This is a genomic window from Nocardia amamiensis (genome assembly GCF_015477605.1).
GTDB lineage: Bacteria > Actinomycetota > Actinomycetes > Mycobacteriales > Mycobacteriaceae > Nocardia > Nocardia amamiensis_A.
The window spans coordinates 32,108-53,492 of the sequence record NZ_JADLQX010000002.1; the positions used below are offsets into that span (position 1 = coordinate 32,108).

General features: G+C 69.0%; 20 protein-coding genes. 12 read left to right on the forward strand and 8 right to left on the reverse strand.

Annotated elements, in window-relative coordinates; translation table 11 throughout:
* The first annotated feature begins 151 nt into the window (after nucleotides 1–151).
* The 3 genes from leuC (at nucleotide 152) to IU459_RS02635 (ending at nucleotide 3,016) form a co-directional block, all read left to right on the forward strand.
* Nucleotides 152–1,573, forward strand: coding sequence for a 3-isopropylmalate dehydratase large subunit (gene leuC / locus IU459_RS02625; protein ID WP_195127835.1), 1,422 nt, complete (start codon nucleotides 152–154; stop codon nucleotides 1,571–1,573).
* Between the two features lie 39 nt (nucleotides 1,574–1,612).
* Nucleotides 1,613–2,221: a 3-isopropylmalate dehydratase small subunit gene (gene leuD / locus IU459_RS02630; protein WP_195127836.1), complete on the forward strand. Its 609-nt coding sequence runs from the start codon at nucleotides 1,613–1,615 to the stop codon at nucleotides 2,219–2,221.
* Between the two features lie 156 nt (nucleotides 2,222–2,377).
* Nucleotides 2,378–3,016 carry an HU family DNA-binding protein gene (locus IU459_RS02635; protein ID WP_195127837.1) on the forward strand — a complete coding sequence of 213 codons (639 nt, stop codon included), beginning with the start codon at nucleotides 2,378–2,380 and terminating at the stop codon, nucleotides 3,014–3,016.
* Between the two features lie 168 nt (nucleotides 3,017–3,184).
* Here the strand turns inward: IU459_RS02635 and IU459_RS02640 are convergent, their stop codons facing one another.
* The 3 genes from IU459_RS02640 to cofC all read right to left on the reverse strand — a co-directional run bounded on the left by IU459_RS02640 (nucleotide 3,185) and on the right by cofC (nucleotide 7,070).
* On the reverse strand, nucleotides 3,185–4,147 hold the full coding sequence (locus tag IU459_RS02640) for an NUDIX hydrolase (RefSeq protein WP_195127838.1): 963 nt from the start codon (nucleotides 4,145–4,147) through the stop codon (nucleotides 3,185–3,187).
* The gene (locus IU459_RS02645; RefSeq protein WP_195127839.1) at nucleotides 4,144–6,315 is read right to left on the reverse strand and encodes an RNA degradosome polyphosphate kinase; all 2,172 of its coding nucleotides are present in this window, start codon (nucleotides 6,313–6,315) and stop codon (nucleotides 4,144–4,146) included. Before IU459_RS02645 ends, IU459_RS02640 begins: the two co-directional genes overlap by 4 nt.
* A gap of 71 nt (nucleotides 6,316–6,386) precedes the next feature.
* Nucleotides 6,387–7,070 carry a 2-phospho-L-lactate guanylyltransferase gene (cofC, locus tag IU459_RS02650; RefSeq protein ID WP_195127840.1) on the reverse strand — a complete coding sequence of 228 codons (684 nt, stop codon included), beginning with the start codon at nucleotides 7,068–7,070 and terminating at the stop codon, nucleotides 6,387–6,389.
* A 31-nt stretch (nucleotides 7,071–7,101) separates the two neighbouring features.
* On the opposite strand from cofC, the gene IU459_RS02655 reads away from it, so the two are divergent.
* Both IU459_RS02655 and IU459_RS02660 read left to right on the forward strand, forming a co-directional pair.
* Nucleotides 7,102–8,097, forward strand: coding sequence for an NAD(P)H-dependent glycerol-3-phosphate dehydrogenase (locus tag IU459_RS02655; RefSeq protein ID WP_195127841.1), 996 nt, complete (start codon nucleotides 7,102–7,104; stop codon nucleotides 8,095–8,097).
* Between the two features lie 87 nt (nucleotides 8,098–8,184).
* Nucleotides 8,185–9,288 (forward strand): D-alanine--D-alanine ligase family protein, encoded by a 1,104-nt coding sequence (locus tag IU459_RS02660; protein ID WP_195127842.1) that lies wholly within the window; start codon nucleotides 8,185–8,187, stop codon nucleotides 9,286–9,288.
* Nucleotides 9,289–9,633: 345 nt separating this feature from the next.
* Here IU459_RS02660 and IU459_RS02665 read toward each other — a convergent pair whose 3' ends face one another.
* Nucleotides 9,634–10,479: a DUF3515 domain-containing protein gene (locus IU459_RS02665; protein ID WP_195127843.1), complete on the reverse strand. Its 846-nt coding sequence runs from the start codon at nucleotides 10,477–10,479 to the stop codon at nucleotides 9,634–9,636.
* 153 nt (nucleotides 10,480–10,632) lie between these two features.
* Here IU459_RS02665 and IU459_RS02670 point away from each other — a divergent pair, with 153 nt between their 5' ends.
* Genes IU459_RS02670 through IU459_RS02685 form a run of 4 tightly spaced genes read left to right on the forward strand, consistent with a single transcriptional unit; the run spans nucleotide 10,633 to nucleotide 13,569 of the window.
* Nucleotides 10,633–11,661 carry a thiamine-phosphate kinase gene (locus IU459_RS02670; protein WP_324198736.1) on the forward strand — a complete coding sequence of 343 codons (1,029 nt, stop codon included), beginning with the start codon at nucleotides 10,633–10,635 and terminating at the stop codon, nucleotides 11,659–11,661.
* 11 nt (nucleotides 11,662–11,672) lie between these two features.
* Nucleotides 11,673–12,356 (forward strand): uracil-DNA glycosylase, encoded by a 684-nt coding sequence (locus IU459_RS02675; protein ID WP_195127845.1) that lies wholly within the window; start codon nucleotides 11,673–11,675, stop codon nucleotides 12,354–12,356.
* Nucleotides 12,357–12,408: 52 nt separating this feature from the next.
* On the forward strand, nucleotides 12,409–12,648 hold the full coding sequence (locus IU459_RS02680; RefSeq protein WP_195127846.1) for a hypothetical protein: 240 nt from the start codon (nucleotides 12,409–12,411) through the stop codon (nucleotides 12,646–12,648).
* A gap of 57 nt (nucleotides 12,649–12,705) precedes the next feature.
* Nucleotides 12,706–13,569, forward strand: a complete 864-nt coding sequence (locus IU459_RS02685) for an alpha/beta fold hydrolase (protein ID WP_195127847.1) — start codon at nucleotides 12,706–12,708, stop codon at nucleotides 13,567–13,569.
* Between the two features lie 7 nt (nucleotides 13,570–13,576).
* Here IU459_RS02685 and IU459_RS02690 read toward each other — a convergent pair whose 3' ends face one another.
* From IU459_RS02690 to rpmB, 3 genes are all read right to left on the reverse strand, one after another.
* Nucleotides 13,577–14,365: an enoyl-CoA hydratase/isomerase family protein gene (locus IU459_RS02690; RefSeq protein WP_195127848.1), complete on the reverse strand. Its 789-nt coding sequence runs from the start codon at nucleotides 14,363–14,365 to the stop codon at nucleotides 13,577–13,579.
* A gap of 31 nt (nucleotides 14,366–14,396) precedes the next feature.
* On the reverse strand, nucleotides 14,397–14,942 hold the full coding sequence (locus IU459_RS02695) for a GNAT family N-acetyltransferase (protein WP_195127849.1): 546 nt from the start codon (nucleotides 14,940–14,942) through the stop codon (nucleotides 14,397–14,399).
* A 102-nt stretch (nucleotides 14,943–15,044) separates the two neighbouring features.
* The gene (rpmB, locus tag IU459_RS02700) at nucleotides 15,045–15,236 is read right to left on the reverse strand and encodes a 50S ribosomal protein L28 (protein WP_011210730.1); all 192 of its coding nucleotides are present in this window, start codon (nucleotides 15,234–15,236) and stop codon (nucleotides 15,045–15,047) included.
* Between the two features lie 327 nt (nucleotides 15,237–15,563).
* Here rpmB and IU459_RS02705 point away from each other — a divergent pair, with 327 nt between their 5' ends.
* Together IU459_RS02705 and recG are read left to right on the forward strand one after the other, a co-directional pair.
* Nucleotides 15,564–17,342, forward strand: a complete 1,779-nt coding sequence (locus IU459_RS02705; RefSeq protein ID WP_195128153.1) for a DAK2 domain-containing protein — start codon at nucleotides 15,564–15,566, stop codon at nucleotides 17,340–17,342.
* A gap of 4 nt (nucleotides 17,343–17,346) precedes the next feature.
* The gene (gene recG / locus IU459_RS02710) at nucleotides 17,347–19,626 is read left to right on the forward strand and encodes an ATP-dependent DNA helicase RecG (protein ID WP_195127850.1); all 2,280 of its coding nucleotides are present in this window, start codon (nucleotides 17,347–17,349) and stop codon (nucleotides 19,624–19,626) included.
* 65 nt (nucleotides 19,627–19,691) lie between these two features.
* Here the strand turns inward: recG and IU459_RS02715 are convergent, their stop codons facing one another.
* A complete protein-coding gene (locus IU459_RS02715) occupies nucleotides 19,692–20,849 on the reverse strand; it encodes a helix-turn-helix domain-containing protein (protein ID WP_195127851.1) in 1,158 nt (385 codons plus the stop codon).
* Nucleotides 20,850–21,060: 211 nt separating this feature from the next.
* Between IU459_RS02715 and IU459_RS02720 the strand changes: the two genes are divergently transcribed.
* Nucleotides 21,061–21,375, forward strand: a complete 315-nt coding sequence (locus IU459_RS02720) for a hypothetical protein (protein WP_195127852.1) — start codon at nucleotides 21,061–21,063, stop codon at nucleotides 21,373–21,375.
* Nucleotides 21,376–21,385: the final 10 nt, after the last annotated feature.

Here is a 21,385-nt window from a genome sequence, read left to right on the forward strand (position 1 = left end):
CGATACTAGCGTCTCGGATGCTGAGAAATCCACCAACATGGATTCCAGCCATCAGCGTTCCGACCAGGCATAGCTATCCAAAACTGTGCAACCGTCGCCGCGTCGAAGTCCAGATCGCGGAACGGCTGCTTCGTCCGAAAGGTGATCGACCATGGCCGAACCGCGCACGCTGGCCGAGAAGGTATGGGACCAGCATGTCGTCGCTCGCGGGGAGGGCGAGGGAGCCTCGCGTGAGCCAGACCTGATCTACATCGACCTGCACCTGGTCCACGAGGTGACCAGCCCGCAGGCCTTCGACGGACTGCGCGCGGCGGGCAGGCCGGTGCGGCGGCCGGATCTCACGATCGCGACCGAGGACCACAACGTGCCGACGATCGATATCGACAAGCCGATCGCCGACCCGATTTCGCGCACCCAGGTGGAGACGCTGCGGCGCAACTGCGCGGAATTCGGTGTGCGGCTGCACCCCATGGGGGACCTGGACCAGGGCATCGTGCACGTGGTCGGCCCGCAACTCGGCCTGACCCAGCCGGGGATGACGGTGGTCTGCGGCGACAGCCACACCTCGACGCACGGCGCGTTCGGCGCGCTGGCGATGGGAATCGGCACCTCCGAGGTCGAACATGTGCTTGCCACCCAGACCCTCTCGCTGCGCCCGTTCAAGACGATGGCGATCACCGTGGACGGCGCCATGCCCCCTGGTGTGACGAGCAAGGACCTGATCCTGGCCGTCATCGCGAAGATCGGCACCGGCGGCGGCCAGGGCTACGTCCTGGAGTACCGCGGCGAGGCCATCCGGGGCATGTCCATGGAGGCCCGAATGACGATCTGCAACATGTCCATCGAGGCGGGCGCTCGCGCCGGCATGATCGCCCCGGACGAGACGACCTACGAATTCCTCCGGGGACGCCCGCACGCCCCGCAGAATGCCGACTGGGACGCCGCGGTGGCCGCCTGGGAGGCGCTGAAGACGGACGAGGGCGCGGTTTTCGACGCGGAGGTGCACATCGACGCTTCCACGCTGACCCCGTTCGTCACCTGGGGCACCAATCCGGGCCAGGGCGCCCCGCTGGGCGAGGTGGTGCCCGACCCGGCCGCGATCGCCGACGAGGTGGCCCGCGAGTCCGCGGAGAAAGCGCTGCGTTACATGGACTTGGAGCCGGGTACTCCACTTCGGGAAGTGCCGATCGACACCGTATTCGTCGGTTCGTGCACCAACGGACGCATTGAGGATTTGCGTGCGGTGGCCGGGATTTTGAAGGGACGTCATGTCGCCGACGGCGTGCGAATGTTGGTTGTACCGGGGTCGATGCGGGTTCGCGCACAGGCGGAAAAAGAAGGACTGGGTAAGATTTTCACCGCGGCGGGCGCCGAATGGCGGCAGGCGGGCTGCTCAATGTGCCTGGGAATGAATCCGGACCAGCTCGCGCCCGGCCAGCGTTGTGCCTCCACCTCGAACCGCAACTTCGAAGGACGGCAGGGCAAAGGCGGCCGTACGCACCTGGTTTCTCCCCTCGTAGCGGCCGCGACGGCGGTCCGCGGAACTCTGTCCTCGCCTGCGGATCTGGACTGACCGGCCCCGATTCCCTCAATCAAACCCAGGAGATTCGTTATGGAAGCCTTCACCGTGCACAAGGGCATCGGGGTGCCGCTGCGCCGCTCCAATGTCGATACCGATCAGATCATCCCCGCCGTCTACCTGAAGCGGGTGACTCGTACGGGATTCGAGGACGGGTTGTTCGCCGCATGGCGCACCGATCCCGACTTCATTCTCAACATCGAGCCATACAACAGGGGTAGTGTGCTGGTGGCGGGGCCGGATTTCGGTACCGGATCCTCGCGTGAGCACGCGGTTTGGGCGCTGTCGGACTACGGCTTTCGGGTGGTCATCTCGTCGCGGTTCGCCGACATCTTCCGCGGCAATGCGGGTAAGGGCGGTCTGGTGGCCGCTCAGATGTCACAGAACGATGTCGAAATGCTCTGGAAGTTGCTCGAGGAACAGCCCGGCTTGGAATTGGTTGTGGACCTCGAGGCGCGCACTGTGACGGCTGGAACCGTCGTGTTGCCGTTCGATATTGATGACTACACCAGGTGGCGTCTGCTCGAGGGTTTGGACGACATCGGGCTCACGCTGCGGCAGGAAGACGCCATCGACCGCTTCGAAAAGGCAAGGCCAACATGGAAACCCGCCACCCTCCCGGCACATATTTCGCAGACGTAATCACCCCTGGCGGTTAGCTGGGCAGCCGGAGTTGCGGTAGCTGGACGTGTGCTAAACCACATGAATTTTGGCGTGGCACATAGACTCTTGCCCAAAGTGGGTTTACCGTGGTACCTAGTCGGTCCGACGACGGGCCATTAGTCTGCGGAGGATTCAATGAACAAGGCGGAACTGATCGACGTTCTGACCGAAAAGTTGGGTACGGACAGGCGCACGGCCACCGCGGCAGTCGAGCATGTGGTCGACACCATCGTGCGCGCGGTGCACAAAGGTCAGAGCGTCACAATCACCGGATTCGGTGTGTTCGAACAGCGCAAGCGTGCGGCTCGAGTCGCCAGGAACCCGCGCACCGGCGAAACCGTGAAGGTGAAGCCCACATCGGTGCCCGCGTTTCGCCCTGGCGCTCAGTTCAAGGCGGTGATCGCGGGTAAGCAGAAGCTGGCGGCGACCGGCCCCGCGGTCAAACGCGGTGTGGGTGCGCCGGTGGCCGCGAAGAAGGCGGCGAAGAAGGCGGCGAAGAAGACCACGGCGAAGAAGGCGACCCCCACCAAGGCGCCCGCCAAGACCACGGCACGCAAGGCCGCGGCCAAGGCTCCGGCGAAGACCACCGCCCGTAAGACCGCGGCCAAGAAGGCGCCCGCGAAGAAGGCCGCGGTCGCGAAGAAGGCTCCGGCCAAGAAGACGGCCACCAAGGCCACGGCGGCCAAGAAGACCACCGCCGCCAAGAAGACCGTCGCCAAGAAGGCGCCTGCGAAGAAGACCGCGGCCAAGAAGACCACGGCCCGCGCCCGCTGATCCCGAGCCACCGCCGGATCGGCGCCGAATGTGCGGCCCCGAAGACTGGGCCCATTCGCCTCAACGTCGAGACGGCCCCGGGAAACACCCGGGGCCGTTTTCGGATGTTCGTAGTCAGTAGCCGTCGGCAGTAGGCGGGTGAACGCCGACTGGCGGGCCCTCGAGTCGTCAGTCCTTCACGACGTAGGCCGACAGCGATCGATCCAGATGGTCGGCGGCCACCAAGCGCCGCCCGGCGAACGACAGCACCCATACGCTGCCCTTGCGGTTGCGCGCCGACTGCAGCGCGACGCCGTCTCGTTCGGCCAGCCAGCCCAGCAGGTCCGGGATCACCTTTCCCTGACTGCAGACGACGCGAACGGCTTTGTCGGACACCAAGTTTCGAAAACGCTCGCGGGCCTTGTCCGGGTCCGTGGTATAGCCTTGCTCGGAAAACAGTGGCTCGACGGTGATTTCGGCGTCGAGTCGCTCGGCCAGCGGTGCCACCGTTTGCACGCACCGCAGCGGATCGGCCGAGTAGATTTCGGATGCGTTGAACGCCAGCAGATTCGGTACCAGTGCCTGCGCCTGTTCTTTGCCTTCGCGTTCGAGCGGGCGCTGGTCGTCGGGTCCGGTGAAGCGGTCTCTGCGCCCCGCTTTCGCGTGCCGGATCAGCAGCAGAGTGCTGGTGCGCGCGGGCAGGCGGGTGAAGGCGCGCACCACCTGGCGGTCCATCGGATACGACAGCTGGTCCATCACGCGGTCGAGCGGGTACCAGCTGAGCACGTCCACCTCGGAATTGGCCGCGAACTCGCCGCCCACCAGTTCGGCGGCCCAGTAGTCGACCCGCTTCAGCTTGCGATGGCCGGGAATCGGGTAGGTCACGTGGCCGAGGTAGCGGCCGAGCTTGCTCGCGAGCCCGGTTTCCTCGGCGACCTCACGGACGGCGGTCAGCACCGGGGTCTCGCCGGGGTCCAGCTTTCCCTTCGGCAGGGACCAGTCCCCGTACTTGGGCCGGTGGACGACCGCGATCTCCACCGCTCCCTGCTTGGATACCCGCCACAGCACCGCTCCCGCGGCGTGGATATTGGCGGTGATGCGGGGATCCCAGAACGGGCCCCCCTCTTGTTCGAATCCGGATTCCGCGCTCACTGCTGCTCGGGTCTCCGCAACCGCATCAAGAACTCCTGGTGATCTCTGATTTTGTCGCCATTTCCGGATATCCCCGGCGATGCGCGCCAGGTGCCATCGGGTTGCAGCACCCAGCAGCGCGTCGTCGGGGACAGCGCCGAGTCGAATACGTCGCCGAGTTGCTCGGTCAGCCGCGGATCCTTCACCTGCGCCATCACCTCGACCCTCCGGTCGAGGTTGCGGTGCATCATGTCGGCGCTGCCGATCCAGTACTCGTCCTGTGCCTGGAAGTGCATGACCCGCGAGTGCTCCAGGAACCGTCCCAGGATCGAGCGGACCTCGATGTTCTCGCTCATGTCCGGCACGCCGGGGCGCAGGCCGCAGATACCGCGCACCACGATCCGCACCGGCACGCCCGCCTGCGAGGCTCGGTACAGCGCGTCGATGATCTCCTCGTCGACGATCGCGTTGGCCTTCAGCCGGATTCGGGCGTCGAGCCCCTGGGACGCCAGCTCGGTTTCGCGCTGGATGCGCTCGATGATGCCGGAGCGGACGCTGTGCGGGGCGACGAGCAGGTTGCGGTAGTGCTCTTTTCGCGAGTAACCGGTCAGCGAATTGAACAGGTCGGTCAGGTCGGCGCCGATTTCCGGTGCGGCGGTGAGCAATCCGACGTCCTCGTAGAGGCGGGCGGTCTTCGGGTTGTAGTTGCCGGTGCCGATGTGGCAGTAGCGGCGGATGGTCGCGCCCTCCCGGCGCACCACCAGGCAGGTCTTGCAGTGCGTCTTGAGGCCGATGAGGCCGTACACGACGTGCACGCCCGCCTGCTCCAGCGCGCGCGCCCACTTGATGTTGGCCTGCTCGTCGAACCGCGCCTTGATCTCCACCAAGGCGACGACCTGCTTGCCCGCCTCGGCGGCGTCGATGAGCGCGTTGACGATCGGGGAGTCGCCGGAGGTGCGGTAGAGCGTCTGCTTGATCGCGAGCACCTGCGGGTCGGCGGCGGCCTGTTCGATGAACCGCTGCACGCTGGTGGAGAACGAGTCGTACGGGTGGTGCACCAGCACGTCGCCCTCGCGCAGCGCCGCGAACACGTTGCGCGGCGTCTCGCGCTCGCCGAACGCGGGGGGCGTCGCGGGGACGTACGGGGCGTCCTTCAGATTCGGCCGGTCCACGCCGTACACCTGCCAGAGGCAGGACAGATCCAGCAGGCCCGGCACCTGGACGACGTCATCGGGATGGACGTCCAGCTCACGCAGGAGCAGATCGAGCATGTGCTCGGTCATGTCGTCGGAGACCTCCAGCCGCACCGGGGAACCGAACCGGCGCCGGGCCAGTTCGCGTTCCAGCGCTTGCAGCAGGTCCTCGTCGCGGTCCTCGTCGACCTCGAAGTCGGCGTTGCGGGTGATCCGGAACGAGTGGTGCTCGACCACGTCCATGCCGGGGAACAACAGGTCCAGATGCGCGGCGATGAGCGCTTCCATCGGCAGGAAAGCCGCGACGAGCGAGCCGGATTCGGTGCGGCGCACGCGGACGAACCGGTCGACGTTGTCGGGCACCTTGACGCGGGCGAAATGCTCGCCGCCGGTGGTGGAGTCCTTCACCGTGACGGCGAGATTGAGACTCAGCCCGCTGATGTACGGGAAAGGATGCGCCGGGTCCACCGCGAGCGGCGTGAGGACCGGGAAGACCTGGTCCTGGAAGTACCCCGAGAGGCGCTGGCGTTCGTCGTCGTCCAGGTCGGTCCAGTCGATGATCGCGATGCCCTCGGCGGTCAGCGCGGGCAGCACGCTGTCGAGGAAGACGCGGGCATGTCGCACCGCGATCTCCTGGGTGCGCGCGGCGATCAGCTCCAGTTGCTCGCCTGGTGAGCGGCCGTCGGCCGAGCGCACGAGCAGACCGGTCTCGGCGCGCCGTTTCAGGCCCGCCACCCGCACCATGTAGAACTCGTCGAGGTTGGAGGCGAAGATCGCGAGGAACTTCGCGCGCTCCAGCAACGGAAGCGAGGCGTCCTCGGCGAGGGCGAGCACCCGGGCGTTGAAGTCGAGCCAGCTCAATTCGCGATTCAGGTAGCGATCACGTGGCAACCGCGGCGCCGCCGGCTCGGCGGACAGGGGTGTCGCCGCCGGGGGTGGGGTGGGAAGCAACGGCTGCTGCTTGACGGTTTCCGTATCGCTCACGTCACCGATCATCCCCTACCGAAGAGCCCGTGTGCAGCCCCAAGGCCCGATTGACGTAAGTCTCACGCCACCGCGGCGACCGGCTAGCACACGTGCGGAACGTGTTCGTGAACAACGCCCGGCCAGCCGATGTCATGCAGGACAGCGCGGGTGGCGTCGCCGGTGCCGAGCGCCACAGCGCGGTCCAGATCGTCGGCGGTGTCCACGTCCAGGCGCAGCCCCGGCCAGTCCCCGGCGAGATCGACCGCGCCCGCGGCGATATGACTGCGGGCCGACCCCGGGCCGAAGCGCGGGTCGAGCGTGGCGACCGGGTCGCGGACCACGAGCGCGGCGGTTCCGCTGCCCGCGTGGTCGACCACGATCGACCGCAATCCGGGCGGGGCGGTGGCAAGCATGTCGGCGAGCTCGTCCGCGCGCAGCGCGGGCAGATCGGCCTGCAAGGCGAGCAGGTCGATGGGGCCGTGTGCGGCGCGCAGGGCGGCGGCGGTGGCGGCCAAGGCGGTGTTCAGTCCGTTGGAGTCGCGCTCCAGCGGCTCCGGATGGACGTCGGCGCCCAGCGTGCGGGCCAGATCGGCGACGGCCGGGTCGGGGGTGACCACGGTGACCGATACCACAGCGGCGACCGCTCCGGTTGCGGTCACGGTGTCGGCGAGCATGGCCAGCACCAGCCGCGCCCGTTGGTCAGGGCGCAGCCGATCGGCCAGTCGGCTCTTGGCCCGATCGAGGCTCTTGACCGCGATCACGGCATGCACGGAGTGCGGGCGCATGCGTGCAATCCTTCCATGGCATATTGGGCTGATGACGAGGGCAGCGGTGCTGGGCGCGGGATCGTGGGGCACCGCGTTCGCGAAGGTATTGGCGGACGCGGGAACCGAGGTCACGATCTGGGCCCGGCGGCCCGAGGTGGCCGCGACACTGGCCTCCGAACATCGCAATCCCGATTACCTGTCCGATATTCCGCTGCCGCCGATCGCGGCCACCCACGACCCCGCCGTGGCGCTGGACCGGGCCCAGCTCGTGGTGCTCGCGGTCCCGTCCCAGTCCCTGCGGGTCAACCTCGCGGAGTGGAAGGGCTTGATCGATCCGGACGCCACGCTGCTGAGCCTGGCCAAGGGCATCGAGACCGGGTCGCTGCTGCGGATGAGCCAGGTGATCGGGGAGGTGACCGGCGCGGAGCAGAGCCGCATCGCGGTGCTGTCCGGGCCGAATCTGGCGCGCGAGATCGCGGTGGGTCAGCCCGCCGCGACCGTGGTCGCCTGCTCGGACACCGATCGCGCGGTCGCGGTGCAGCACGCCAGCGCGACCGGCTATTTCCGGCCGTACACCAATACCGACGTGATCGGCTGCGAGATCGGCGGTGCCTGCAAGAACGTCATCGCGCTCGCCTGCGGCATCGCCGCCGGAATGGGTCTCGGCGACAACTCGATCGCCAGCCTGATCACCCGCGGCCTGGCCGAGATCATCCGGCTCGGGGTGGCCCTCGGCGCGGAACCCGCCACGCTGGCCGGCTTGGCCGGGATCGGCGACCTGGTCGCGACCTGCACTTCGCCGCTGTCGCGCAACCGCTCCTTCGGTCATGTGCTCGGCGCTGGCGGGTCGATGGATGCCGCCCAGTCGGCCACTCATGGCCAGGTCGCCGAGGGTGTGAAGTCCTGCACATCGATTCGCGCGCTGGCCGAGCGGCACGGGGTCGAGATGCCGCTGACGACCTCGGTGCACCAGGTCTGCCATGAGGGGCTCTCGGTCCGCGAAGCCGTCGACAACCTGCTCGGACGGCGGATGAAACCGGAGTGATCCGGATCCACCCGGCTGGGGGCGGGTAGCGCCGGAGCCGGACGGTCAACAGTGGATGCGCTCGCCGAAACGGGTACGGTTCCGGGCATGAGGAACCGGATCAGGGTTGCGGTGGTGTTCGGCGGACGCAGTAACGAGCACGCCGTTTCCTGCGTATCGGCCGGCAGCGTGCTGCGCAACCTGGATCCGGAGCGGTACGAGGTCGTGCCCATCGGCATCACCACGGCGGGCGGCTGGGTGCTCGGCGGCTCGGACGTGGCCGCCCTCGGCATTCACGACCGCGCCCTGCCGTCGGTGGACGCCACCGGCACGGCGCTGACCCTGGCCGCCGACCCGAGCCGCTCGGGGGCGCTGATCGCGCTCGACGATACGGCCGCCGCCCTCGGCTCGGTCGATGTGGTGTTCCCGATCCTGCACGGACCGTTCGGCGAGGACGGGACCCTGCAGGGGATGCTGGAGCTCGCCGGAATCCCCTACGTGGGGCCGGGGGTGCTGGCCAGCGCGGCGGGCATGGACAAGGAGTTCACCAAGAAGCTGCTCGCGGCCGAGGGACTGCCGATCGGCACCCAAGTGGTGCTGCGGCCCGGCACCGCGACGGTCACCGAGGAGGATCGGCGGCGCTTGGGATTGCCCGTGTTCGTCAAACCCGCGCGCGGCGGATCATCGATCGGCATCACCAGGGTGACCGATTGGAACCAGCTGGACGCGGCGATCGCCGCGGCGCGTGAACACGACCCGAAGGTGATCGTGGAAGCGGGCATCGTCGGACGCGAAGTGGAGTGCGGTGTCCTGGAATTCCCGGACGGGCGGGTCTCGGCGAGCGTGGTCGCGGAGATCCGGATGCCGGAGGACGACATTGCCGCCGCCGCGCCGGAGTTCTACGACTTCGACACCAAATACCTCGACGACGTCTGCGAATTCGACGTCCCGGCCAAGCTGGACGACGAGGTCTCCGACCAGATCAGGGAACTGGCGGTGCGCGCTTTCCACGCTCTGGACTGCCAGGGCCTGGCGCGGGTCGATTTCTTCGTCACCGAGCAGGGACCGGTGATCAACGAGATCAACACCATGCCCGGCTTCACCGCGATCTCCATGTACCCGCGCATGTGGGAGGCCACCGGCATCGACTACGCCACGCTGGTCTCCACGCTCATCGAAACGGCCCTCGCCCGGGGTACGGGCCTGCGCTGAACCGTGAGTTCCTCGGGTCGGCGGAAGTTGCACGGGCTCGGCTGAGGCAAGCAGCGTGCTCATGCGCGATCGTCGGCGCGTGGAACGGCTCTCCCATCGCGGGACAAATGCACGGATCCGACCACGTCGGACTCGACACTGCGCCTGGAGCGTCGGACACAAGAGGAGATGGTCGCGGCGCGGCTGGAATCTGCGACGAACGCACGCGAACGGCCCCCGGACACGGTCCACGTCGACCGGATCTTCCCGGCCACTGGGTGCTGACACCTCGTGCGGCACGCGGCGGGTGGACGCGGATGATGGCCACTCGCCGAGCAGCCGCACCGTGAGCGTGGCCCGGGCTGCTCAGTTGGGCAGCGGCCCCGGATCGATCGGCTGGGCGGGGAGGGTGGCGGTGATGGTGTCGGAGACTTCTTGCAGCGGGGTCGGCCCCGAACCCTCGGGGACGGTCAGGGCGATGTAGGTACTCCGGTCGACGGCGAACCACGTGCTCGCCTTCGCTGCCTGGTCCCGGACCTCGAACCACTGCACGCCGTTCACGATCTGCAAGGGCGAGGCGCGGTTGAATTCCAGCGGGCGGTCCAACCCGCAGCGCAGCACGATGGGGTCGCCGCCGTCCGTGCGCTGCCATGCGCGGGTTGCGGGTGGAGCGGGCTCCACGAGGGTCGATTTGCCGAATTCGCCGAGGTCAGCGGGCAAGGCAGGCAGCAGGGCGGCGCAGGCGGGACCGTCCGCCGCTGGTGCTGGGACCGGACCGAGGACCAGCGGTTCCCGCTCGACGGGTGCGCGGCGCGCCAGCACCGCGGCCACCAGGACCGCGACCACGAGGACGACGGGCAGCGCCACGGCGGTGGCGATCAGGGCCGGGGAGTACTGAGTTGATGCGGCGGCAGAGCCGTCCGGCTCGGTTGCCGCGCCGTCCACAGCGGCGGCTTCCGATTCCGCCCGTTGGGCGTCGGCGGCCTCCGATTCGGTCGGCCTGGCGTCGGCGGCTTCCGTTTCGGTCGGCCTGGCGTCGGTGGCATCCGATTCCCTCGGCTGGGCGTCGGTGGAAGCGGTTGGCGTGTCCGGCTCGGTGCCACCGGCCTCAGCCCCGGCTCCGTCCTCGCGGGCGTCGGACGCGGATTTCCCGGCGTCGACGCTTTCGTCCTCATGCTCCGTCGAATCGCGGTTCGACGAATCCGCCGCCATGTCACCGATCCTTCCTGTTCGCGCGCATCGGGCGTCGACCGGCGACCGCGGGTGCGCGGCGGCCCGGTGGACCGGCCCGGTGGTACTCGAGTACCTGGCGAAAGGGTACCGTCGGCCTCGTTCCAGCAAGCGGCGCGCCGGAAAGGATCGGTCATCAGCGCGAGCACAGACCCGAAGACAGTGCGGGAACTGGGGGAGTTCGCGCTGATCGATCGCATCAACGCGGGCCGGGTGCAGGCGCCGGGCGTGCTGCTCGGCCCCGGCGACGACGCGGCGCTGGTCGCGGCACCGGACGGCCGATTCGTAGTCACCACCGACATGCTGGTGCAGGATCGGCATTTCCGGCTGGACTGGTCCGGTCCCGAGGACATCGGTCGCAAGGCGATCGCGCAGAACGCCGCCGACGTGGTCGCGATGGGCGCGGTGCCGACCGCGTTCGTCGTCGCGCTCGGTTGCCCCGCCGACACCCCGCTCGAGCTGATCGACGGACTCGCGGACGGGATGTGGGCCGAGGCCGCCAGGGCGGGCGCGTCCATCGCGGGCGGCGACCTGGTCCGCAGCCGCGACCTGGTCATCTCGGTCACCGCCTTCGGCGACCTGCGTGGCGGCGCGCCGATCACGAGATCCGGTGCGCGCGTGGGAGATATCGTCGCGGTCGCGGGCCGCCTCGGCTGGTCGGCCGCCGGACTCGACGCGTTCAGCGCCGGCGTGACCGGCGCCGAAGTCGCGGAAGCGCTTGCCGCTCATCGTGTTCCGCAGCCGCCCTACGCCGCTGTGCTGGACGCGTTGCGGCGTGGGCCGGGCGCCACGGCCGGTTCGCCGGAAGCCGGGCCGCACGCGCTGACCGACGTGTCCGACGGGCTGCTCGCGGATCTGGGACATGTCGCCACGGCCTCCGGCGTCGCGATCGCTCTGAACTCGGCGGCGTTGCGTGATCCGGCGCTGGAACGCGTCGCCGTCGCGCTGGACGCCGATGCGGCGCAATGGATCCTGACTGGAGGCGAGGACCACGCCTTCGCGGGCACCTGGGCGCCGGGCCGTCCGCTACCGGCGGGATGGGTTGCGATCGGGCACGTTGTGGCCGGTCACGGGCTCACCGTCGACGGCGTGGCACAGACGGGCGACGGCGGGTGGGAATCGTTCCGTGGGGCGGCCTGGGCAACCGGAGACCAACCACGCTAAGTTGTGCGGTCATGAGCACGAAACCACTGCCGGAAATCATGGATCCGGGCTGGGCGAAGGCACTCGAGCCGGTGGCGGATCGGATTGCCGCCATGGGTGATTTCCTGCGTGCCGAGAACGCGGCGGGCCGTGGCTATCTACCGTCCGGTGAGAACGTCCTACGCGCCTTCCAGCGTCCGTTCGACGACGTGCACGTGCTGGTCGTCGGCCAAGACCCGTATCCGACGCCAGGCCATCCGATGGGATTGAGTTTCTCGGTGGCGCCGGACGTTTCGCCGATTCCGCGCAGCCTGGCCAATATCTTCGCCGAGTACAGCAAGGATCTCGGCCACCCCACGCCGTCCTGCGGCGACCTGAGCCCGTGGTCGGACCAGGGCGTGCTGATGCTGAACCGAGTGCTCACCGTGTCGCCCGGCAAGCCGGCCTCGCATCGGGGCAAGGGCTGGGAGGCGGTCACCGACCAGGCCATTCGCGCCTTGGTGGCCAGGGACGAGCCGCTGGTGGCGATCCTCTGGGGCAAGGACGCGGCGACGTTGAAGCCGCTGCTGCTCGAGTCCGAGGTCCCCTATATCGAGTCCGCGCATCCATCGCCGCTGTCCGCGTCGCGCGGGTTCTTCGGTTCGCGCCCCTTCTCGCGAGTGAACGAACTACTCGACGAACTAGGGGCCGAACCGGTTGACTGGCGCCTGCCCTGAATGGGCGCCTGTGTGTGATCGACCGAGAGTAAAACGAGTGAGGAGCTGTTCCATGCACAACACCACCGTCCGCGGCGCGCTGCGCGGCACCACCGCGACCCTGGCCGTCTGCGCCGCGCTCACCAGCGGCGCAGCCGTCGCCGGCGCGGCCCCGCTGCGGCTCGAGCCCGCCGCGGAGACCACCACGGCTCCCGTCGCCGAGGAGTACACCTCGAGCGGCTCCTCCACCATCTCCTCGTCGGTGCACGCCAAGATCGCATGCCTGTTCTTCGCGGGCAACCTCGCCTGCTGAGTAACAGATTCGCAGGTTCGCTTCGGCTAAGGCCGGCATTGTGCGATCCTACAGATCGTGAGTAATGCGAACGATCTTCTCGAACCGTCTCGGCTGCGGCTGCGCGGTTCGGGCGGAATCGAGCTGGCCGCCGACCAGTTCGGCCCGGTCGACGGCCCGCTCGTCGTCTTCCTGCACGGTGGCGGGCAGAACCGCCATTCGTGGAAGCAGACCGGCGCGCGGCTGGGCGCGTCGGGGATGCGGGTGGTCACCCTGGACGCGCGCGGCCACGGCGACAGCCAGTGGGCGCCCGACCGCGACTACCGGCGCTACACCATGGTCCAGGACTTGCTGCGCGTGCTGGAACAACTGGGCGGTCCCGCGGTGGTGGTGGGCGCCAGCATGGGTGGCATCACCGGACTGCTCGCCACCGCGCAGCCCGGCGGAGAGGCGATCAGCGCGCTGGTGCTGGTCGACATCGTGACCAGGCCGGAGCCGGAAGGCATCGCCCGGGTGATCGACTTCCTGGGCAAGCATCGAGGCGGGTTCGACAGCATCGAGCAGGCGGCCGACGCGGTCGCCGCCTACCTGCCGCACCGCCCACGGCCGAAGAACACCGACGGTCTGCTGCGCAACCTGCGCGAACGCGACGGCCGCTGGTACTGGCATTGGGACCCGGACATGCTCGACGGCCGCCTCGAGGACCCGTCCGCGATGATCGAGCAGATGGAGGACGCGGCGCGTGTCCTGAGCATTCCGGTGCTGCTGGTGCGCGGTATGCGATCGGACGTAGTGAGCCCCGAGGGAGCAGAGGCGTTCCAGCGGCTGGTGCCGCACGCCCAGCTCGTGGAGATCGGCGGCGCCGCGCACACCGCGGCCGGTGACGACAACGACTCGTTCACCGACGCGGTGGCGAAATTCGTGCTCTCGACCCGGGAATGACGCGGCCTCAGGCGAGCCCGGTGTAGTCGGGCTTGCGCTTCGCGACGAACGCGTCGACGCCCTCGCGACCGGCGGGCGAGTTCGCCGCCGCGGCGATATCGTCCCGTTCGCGGTCGAGCTGATCGCTCAGCGTCGCGGAACCCGATTCCCGCAGGAGCGTCTTGATGCGAGCGTGGGTGGAACGCGGTCCGCTGGCGAGGGTCCGCGCGAGGCGCTGCGCCTCGTCGGCGATATCCGCATCGGGGACCAGCCTGCTCAGGATGCCCAGGCGCACCGCCTCGTCGGCGTCCAGGACAGCGTCGGTGAGCAGGATCTCGCGGGCCCGTCCGGCGCCGACCAGACGCGGCAATGTCCAGGACATGCCCCCGTCGGGACTCAGTCCGATGCCGGGATAGGCGGGGCGCAGCTTGGTGCCCGGCCCACCGAGCGCGATGTCGGCCAGGCAGACCAGGCTCATTCCCGCGCCAGCGGCCCAGCCCTGCACCGCGGCCACCACCGGGACGGGCGTCGCGTCCAGCGCGCGGACGAATTCGTGCAGGTCGGTGGCCAGACCGTGGATGTGTGCGGAGCGGTCCGCCGCAGCGGCGAAGCCGCGCACGTTGCCGCCCGCGCAGAAGTTCGCGCCGGTGCCGCGCAGCAGCACCGCGCCGACGTCGGCGCCGAGCGAGCCCAATGCGGCCGTGCCCGCGGTGATGCCCGCGAAGTCCATCGACGTGCCGTTCGCCGTGGTGGCTATGGTGATCTGCAGAACGCCGTCGACGGTCGCCACGTAATCGGCTTGCTCGGTGGAGGTCATGGTCTGCACCCTAACGAAGGCGGGGCTACGCCTAGCGGGTGCCGCCCGGGGCTTCGGTAGGTGCGGATCCACCACTTGTCATCGGTGTGCGTCGCACCATGCGCACCTCGATCGCGGACGTGAACGATTCGACCTTGCGGGTGCCGTCGAGCACGAACCCGTGCCTGCGGTAGAAGGCCTGCGCGCGAGGATTCTGCTCGAACACCCACAGTGAACATGCCGCCGCGGGATCGAGCGCGGCGCGGATCAGGTCGTCGGCTACGCCGCTGCCGTGCCAAGGGGTGCGGACATAGAGGGCGTGCAACTCCAACGGGGCAACGGCGTGCGCGTCGCGCGACGGGCCCGCGCTGGCGAATCCGATCACCGTGTCGTCGACGATCGCGACATGCGTGCGGCCGGGATGCCGCACACGGTCGCGCTCCCACTGCTCGGCCCGGCGGCCGATGTCGAACGCGTCGAGCACATGCGCGGGTACCAGGTCGCGATAAGCCTCGCGCCAGCAGGCGATATGGCATTCGGCGAGGCTGTGGGTGTGCTCGGCGGCCAGCGGAAAGATCCGCCACGGATGCTCGGTCATACCGCCCATGTTCGCCGAACCGGCGCAGTCATGACGACGCCCCGGACCACCCGAGACGGGTGCCGGGGCGTGCCGGTGGTGCTGGTCGGCCGGAGGCCGGTATCAGCCGCGGACGACCTTGCCCGCCTTGAGGCACGAGGTGCACACGTTCATGCGGCGGGTGTTGCCCGGCGCGACCTGTGCGCGAACGGTCTGGATGTTCGGGTTCCAACGACGGTTGGTGCGCCGGTGCGAGTGCGAGACCGACTTCCCGAAGCCGGGGCCCTTGGCGCAGACGTCGCAGACGGCAGCCATAGTCGCGAACTCCTTCATGTCATGTGGGGACCGCCGCTTTCGCGATGCGGCGTTGTCCCGGTGCAATGTCGAGTGTTCCCTGTCAGCGTAAGCCGACCAGCGCAGACCGGTGACGGCCGCGCGAGGCAACCCTGCAAGGGTAGCTGTGCGGGCACCGATCCACCAAACCGGTCCGAAGGACGCGTGCCGGAACGGGTGCTGGGCACACCCTGATTGTAGTGGGGCGGTCTTGCCGGGTCCGTGTCGGCATCGCCCGCTAACCTGGCGGTCGGTGGTGGTGCGCAGGTGGCGGAAGGGAGAGGCGACGTGCCCGGAGCACGGGATGTGATGGACGGCACGGCATTGCTGTGCTGGGGTCGCACCTGCCTCACCGGCCTGGAACTGCGGCGCGAGGAGATCAACGCGCTCAATGTCTTTCCGGTCCCGGACGCCGACACCGGAACCAATCTGCTGGCCACCATGCGCGCCGCGGTCCATGCGGCGCAAGCGGCCGCGGCGAACAGCGACGATGGCGCGGTCCATACCGTCGCGGCCGCGATGGCGCACGGTGCGACGGTCGGCGCGCGCGGCAATTCCGGAATCATCCTGTCCCAGGTACTGCGCGGCGTCGCCGAGGCGGTGCGTGGTGGTCCGCTGACGGCGGACCGCCTGCGCGACGCGCTCGCCAGGGCCTCTGAGCTGGTACGCGAGGCGCTCAGCGTGCCCATCGAGGGAACCATCCTCACCGTTCTGGACTGCGCGGCCGCGGCCGCGGCCACCTGCCCGGATCAGACGCTGGGCGACGTTGCGCTCGCGGCGGCCGATGGCGCCGCCAAAGCGCTCGGCGATACGCCTTTCCAGCTCGGTGTGCTGCGCGCGGCCGGTGTCGTCGACGCGGGCGCCCGAGGGCTGGTCGTGCTGCTGGACAGCCTGGTCTCGGTGACCCGCGGCGAGGCGCCCACGCGGCCGGAATATCCGCGGGCCCCCGCGGCCGCGATGCGATCCGCTCCCGCCGACGCCGAGCCGCGATACGAAGTGATGTACCTGCTGGCCGATGCCGACGAGGCGAAAGTAGCGGCGCTGCGGGCCCGCCTCGCCGAACTCGGCGACTCGGTCGTGGTCGTGGGTGACGGCGACCGGTCCTGGTCGGCCCATGTGCACTGTGCCGACGCGGGAGCGGCGGTGGAGGCGGGGATCGCGGCGGGCACGCTCAGCCGGATCCGCATCGAGAACGTCGCGTTCGGGTCGCACCACGATCAGTGGGAGGAGCACGGCGAGACGGTCGTACCCCGGGGTGGAACCGGCAGCGTCGAGAGCTTCAGCGATCCCGCCGAAGGTGGCGGCCATGAAGCGGCCGCAGCGGTGGGACCTGCACCATCCGGCGGCACGGCCGTGGGGTCTACCGCGGCGGGCTGGGGTTCGGCCCAGGTGGCGGGGACACTCGGCACCGCGGCAATCGCGCGGACTCCCGCCGACCGCGGGATTCTGGCCGTGGTCGCCGGTGACGGTGCCGCGAACCTGTTCGAGGACGCGGGCGCGGTAGTGCTGGCGGCCGACCCGGCGGTCACCGCGGCGACGCTGCTGGCCGCGATCCGGCGGATGCCCCACCGCGAAGTGCTGGTGCTGCCCAACGGCGCGCTGCCCGCGCACGAGCTGGTTGCCGTCGGCGTCGCGGCCCGTGACGCGCATCGTGACGTGCTGCTGCTGCCGAGCGCGTCCATGGTGCAGGGCCTTGCCGCGCTGGCCGTGCACGACCGCGGACGGATCGCCGTCGACGATGCCTTCGCCATGTCCGAGGCCGCCGCCACGACGCGGTGGGGATCGCTGCGCGCCGCCACGGAGCGCGCGCTCACCCTGGTCGGCACCTGTGAATCGGGGGATGGGCTCGGCCTGGCCGGCCATGAGGTCGTCGTGATCGACCGCGACGTGCGCGCCGCCGGGCGGACGCTGCTCGACCGGTTGCTCGCCTTCGGCGGCGAGCTGGTCACCCTGCTGATGGGCGCGGAGGCGCCCGGCGAGCTCGGCGCCGAACTCGCCGCGCATATCGCACAGGGCTTCCCCGGTGTCGAGGTGATCGTGTATTCCGGTGGGCAGCAGGGCGATTTGGTGCAGATCGGAGTGGAGTAAGGGCATGGCGACACTGAGCGATCGGCTCGACCACATCCTTGGCGCGAAGGCGGCCGCGTCGCTGGCGGACGCGTTCGACATGCACACCGTCGAGGACCTGTTGCGGCACTATCCACTTCGGTACGCGACCCAGGGCCAGCCGCTCACGGAGGAGGCGCCCGAAGACGGTACGCACATCACCGTCATCGGGCGGATCACCAAGGCCGAGCTGCGGCCGATGCGCAACCGCCGCGGTTCGCTGCTGAAGGTGGTCCTCGACACCGGCTCCGGCCGCGGCGTCGACGTCACCTTCTTCCACGGCGACAAGGTGAAATACGTTGTGCGCGAGGGCCTGCGGGCGATGATGTCGGGCACGGTGAACTATTGGCGTCCCGGTCAGTGGAACCTCAGCCACCCCGGCTACCTGATCCTGCCGGAGGCCGACGGCGACGACTCGGTCGGCGCGCTGACCAAGGTGCGCGGCGGCGGGGATCTGCGCGGCCTCGCACAGAGCGCGAAAGGCGCAGGGGGAGTGGACACCTCGTTCATGGAGCGGGAATTCATCCCGGTTTACCCGGCGACGGCGAAGGTGCAGAGCTGGGACGTGCTCGCGTGCATCCGCCAGGTGCTCGACCAGCTGGACCCGATGGAGGACCCGCTGCCGGATGAAATGCGGGCCGAACGCGCACTGCTGAACCTGTCCGACGCGCTGCGCCTGATCCATCTGCCCGACCGCAAGTCCGACATCGATCGGGCCAAGGACCGGCTGCGTTTCGACGAAGCGCTGGCCTTGCAACTGGTCCTGGCCGAGCGGCGGCACGAGGTGTCCGGCCGGCGCGCGCGGGCCTGCCCGCCCCGTGCCGGCGGCATCGCCGCGGCCTTCGACCGTCAGCTGCCGTTCGACCTCACCGCGGGGCAGCAGCAGGTGGTCGGCGAGATCTCCGCCGATCTCGCCCGGGAGCAGCCGATGCACCGGCTGCTGCAAGGCGAGGTCGGTTCTGGCAAGACGATCGTCGCCTTGCACGCCATGCTGCAGGTGGTCGACGCCGGACTGCAGTGCGCGCTGCTCGCGCCGACGGAAGTGCTTGCCGCGCAACACTATCGGTCGTTACGCGGCATGCTCGGCGAGCTGGGCGCCGCGGGCGAGCTCGGCTCGGCCGAGCAGGCGACCCGCCTGGTGCTGGTGACCGGGTCGATGTCGGCCTCGGCGAAGAAGGCCGCGCTGCTGGAGGCGGTGTCCGGCGAGGCGGGCATCGTGATCGGCACGCACGCGCTGATCCAGGACAACGTCGAGTTCTTCGACCTGGGCATGGTGGTGGTCGATGAGCAGCATCGCTTCGGCGTCGAGCAGCGCGACGCCTTGCGCGCCAAGGCGAAAGCTGGTTCGAGCCCTCATCTGCTGGTGATGACCGCGACGCCGATCCCGCGCACCATCGCGATGACCACGCTCGGCGATCTGGAGACTTCCACGCTCACCGAACTACCGAAAGGCCGCTCGCCGATCGTCTCCAAGGTGGTGCCGCGCAGGCAGCATCCGAATTGGGTGGACCGCGCGTGGGAGCGGATCGTCGAGGAGGTCAGCGCCGGGCGCCAGGCCTACGTGGTGTGCTCGCGCATCGGCGACGACGAGGAAGGGACGGGCAAATCCCGCAACGGGCGCTCGAAGTCCGGCGACGGCGAGAAGGACGGCCCGACCACGCAGGCGGTGCTGGACGTGTTCGAGATGCTGCGCGGTGGTCCGCTGTCGGGCGTTCGCGTCGGCTTGCTGCACGGCAGGTTGCCCGCGGACGAAAAAGACCAGGTGATGCGGGCGTTCAACGACGGATCGGTGGACGTGCTGGTGTGCACCACGGTGGTCGAGGTCGGTGTCGACGTGCCGAACGCGACCGTGATGGTGATCGTCGACGCCGACCGCTTCGGCGTCAGTCAGCTGCACCAGCTGCGCGGCCGGATCGGGCGCGGCGCGCATCCGGGCCTGTGCCTGCTGATCACCGACGCCGCCCCGGGCGGCTCGGCGATGGCGCGGCTGGACGCCGTGGCCGCCACCACCGACGGCTTCGAACTCGCGGTGCTCGACCTACGCACCCGCCGCGAAGGCGACGTACTCGGCGCCGCCCAGTCCGGCACGGCCCGCTCCCTACGCCTGCTCTCGCTGCTGGACGACCTCGAGGTCATCACCGCCGCCCAGGAATTCGCCCGTTCGGTTGTGGCCTCCGATCCCGGCTTGACCAGGCACCCCGGTCTGGCGAGCATGATGCATGCGGCCGTGGATTCTGAGCGACTGGAGTATCTGGCCAAGTCGTGAAGCACAAGTCATGCCGATGACGCCGTAGACCACTCAGGGCACGAGTTCGAGACTCCTTTCGCAGATCAGAGCGTGACGCCGACCCATGACGCGAACCCGGCCAAGCTGTCGGTGCGTCGGCGTTCGGCCGCTGCAATCCCATACAGCGTTTCGCGGACGGAGGGGTGCAAGCGAGTCTGCTGCGGCGCGGCTGCCCGAGCCTTGTTGAGCGCCGCGCGCGCCCGCTCCGGCTTGCCGGACATCAGCCACGCCCGTGCGTTGTCATGCCAGTGGTGAGCGACCCGCGTCGGCGCCGCATCGGTCGAGTAGGTGAGCATCGATCCCTCGACAGCGGACTTGTTCGGGTCGCCTGCCTCGAGTTCGACTGCATGAGCGTGGATTTCGACGTTCAACGGTCCGAACGCGGTCATGTACAGATCTGTCTCGCCGGTCTGATCGGCAATCTCTCTAGCGGCATCGACGTGCGCAACCGCATTGGTGTAATCGAGTTTTCGCGCCTCATTGATCGCTCCAGCGAGGTGCGAGTATCCGGCGAGCACCATCCCGGAGCGGGAAGAGTCGGCGGCACCGATGGCCGAGTCGATGAGCTGCCCGGCAACCTCTGATTCACCGTAGTGGGTGAGCACGCGGGCGCGTGCCAGCGCCGAGAACGCGCCGTAATGGGGATCATCAGCGAGGGGCGCGTACGTGTCCGCGAGATCCAGCGCGGGAAGCGCCAGCATCATGTGCCCGGTGCGCCGCGCCGACCATTCCGCCAACACATACGCCGAAGTCAACAGGGTGTAGGCGTATGCCTGCGTGTCACTGGATGTTTCGCGGATCGCACCGTGTATTCGGCGGATCAACGCAGGCAGTGCCTCGATGGTTTGGCGGGTGCGGTCGCTGCGGTAGAGCTGCTGCGCCGCCTCCAGGTCGGCGGTCAGTGCCTCGATGGACCCCGGTTCGGTGGCGCGGGCGTAACGGCCCTCGGTGAGCAGCACGGACAGCTCGTTGATCGCATCTGACATCGGCTTGCCGTCGTCGAAGGGCGCGCCGGTCAACTGTTCAGGTGTGATCCGTAGCGCCTTGGCGACGGCGGAGATGAACCCGGGGCTCGCCACTTCCCGGCCCTGCTCAACCGCTTTCACCATCGACAGCGAGTAGCTGGCACGTAGAGCCAGCTGACGTTGCCCAAGACCGGCAATCTTGCGCTCTGCTGCTATTCGCTGACCTACATGTCCCATGAAGGCCAGCGTAGATCGATCGGCACTGTCCCTCTACTGGCCTTTCCGCTGTCCCCGAGCGGCGAACCTGGGTGACAGCACCCTCCCGGCGGGCGCGTCTCGCGGTGCCTCTCGATCCGGACGCACGGCCGGCGGTGAGCCGTTGGCGGTGACACCCACTCCGCCGGGTGGTGTGCCTCCAACAAGCAGGGAACACGACAGGGGTGAAGTGATGGCGTTCAACTGGTGGAAGGAAGCTGAGCCGGACGAGACATCGCCGCAGGCGATCATCGACCGTGTACAGGCCGAGTGGCGAGCCGAGCGCCAGCGCATCCAGGCCAAGGATGCCCAACCCGCCGACACCAGGCTATGGCCACAAGGTTGGCCGCACGAAGCGCCTGATCACCCACTGAGCGTGCCCGAAGCGCACGCCACCATGCAGCGCCATCGCGGATGCCGCGTGCAGGACTGCCCGCGTAAGACAGCGGCCCGGCAAACATTGATCGCCGCCGGGCGCATGAAGCCGGACACCTCACGGGAGTACTGAGCGGCACCGA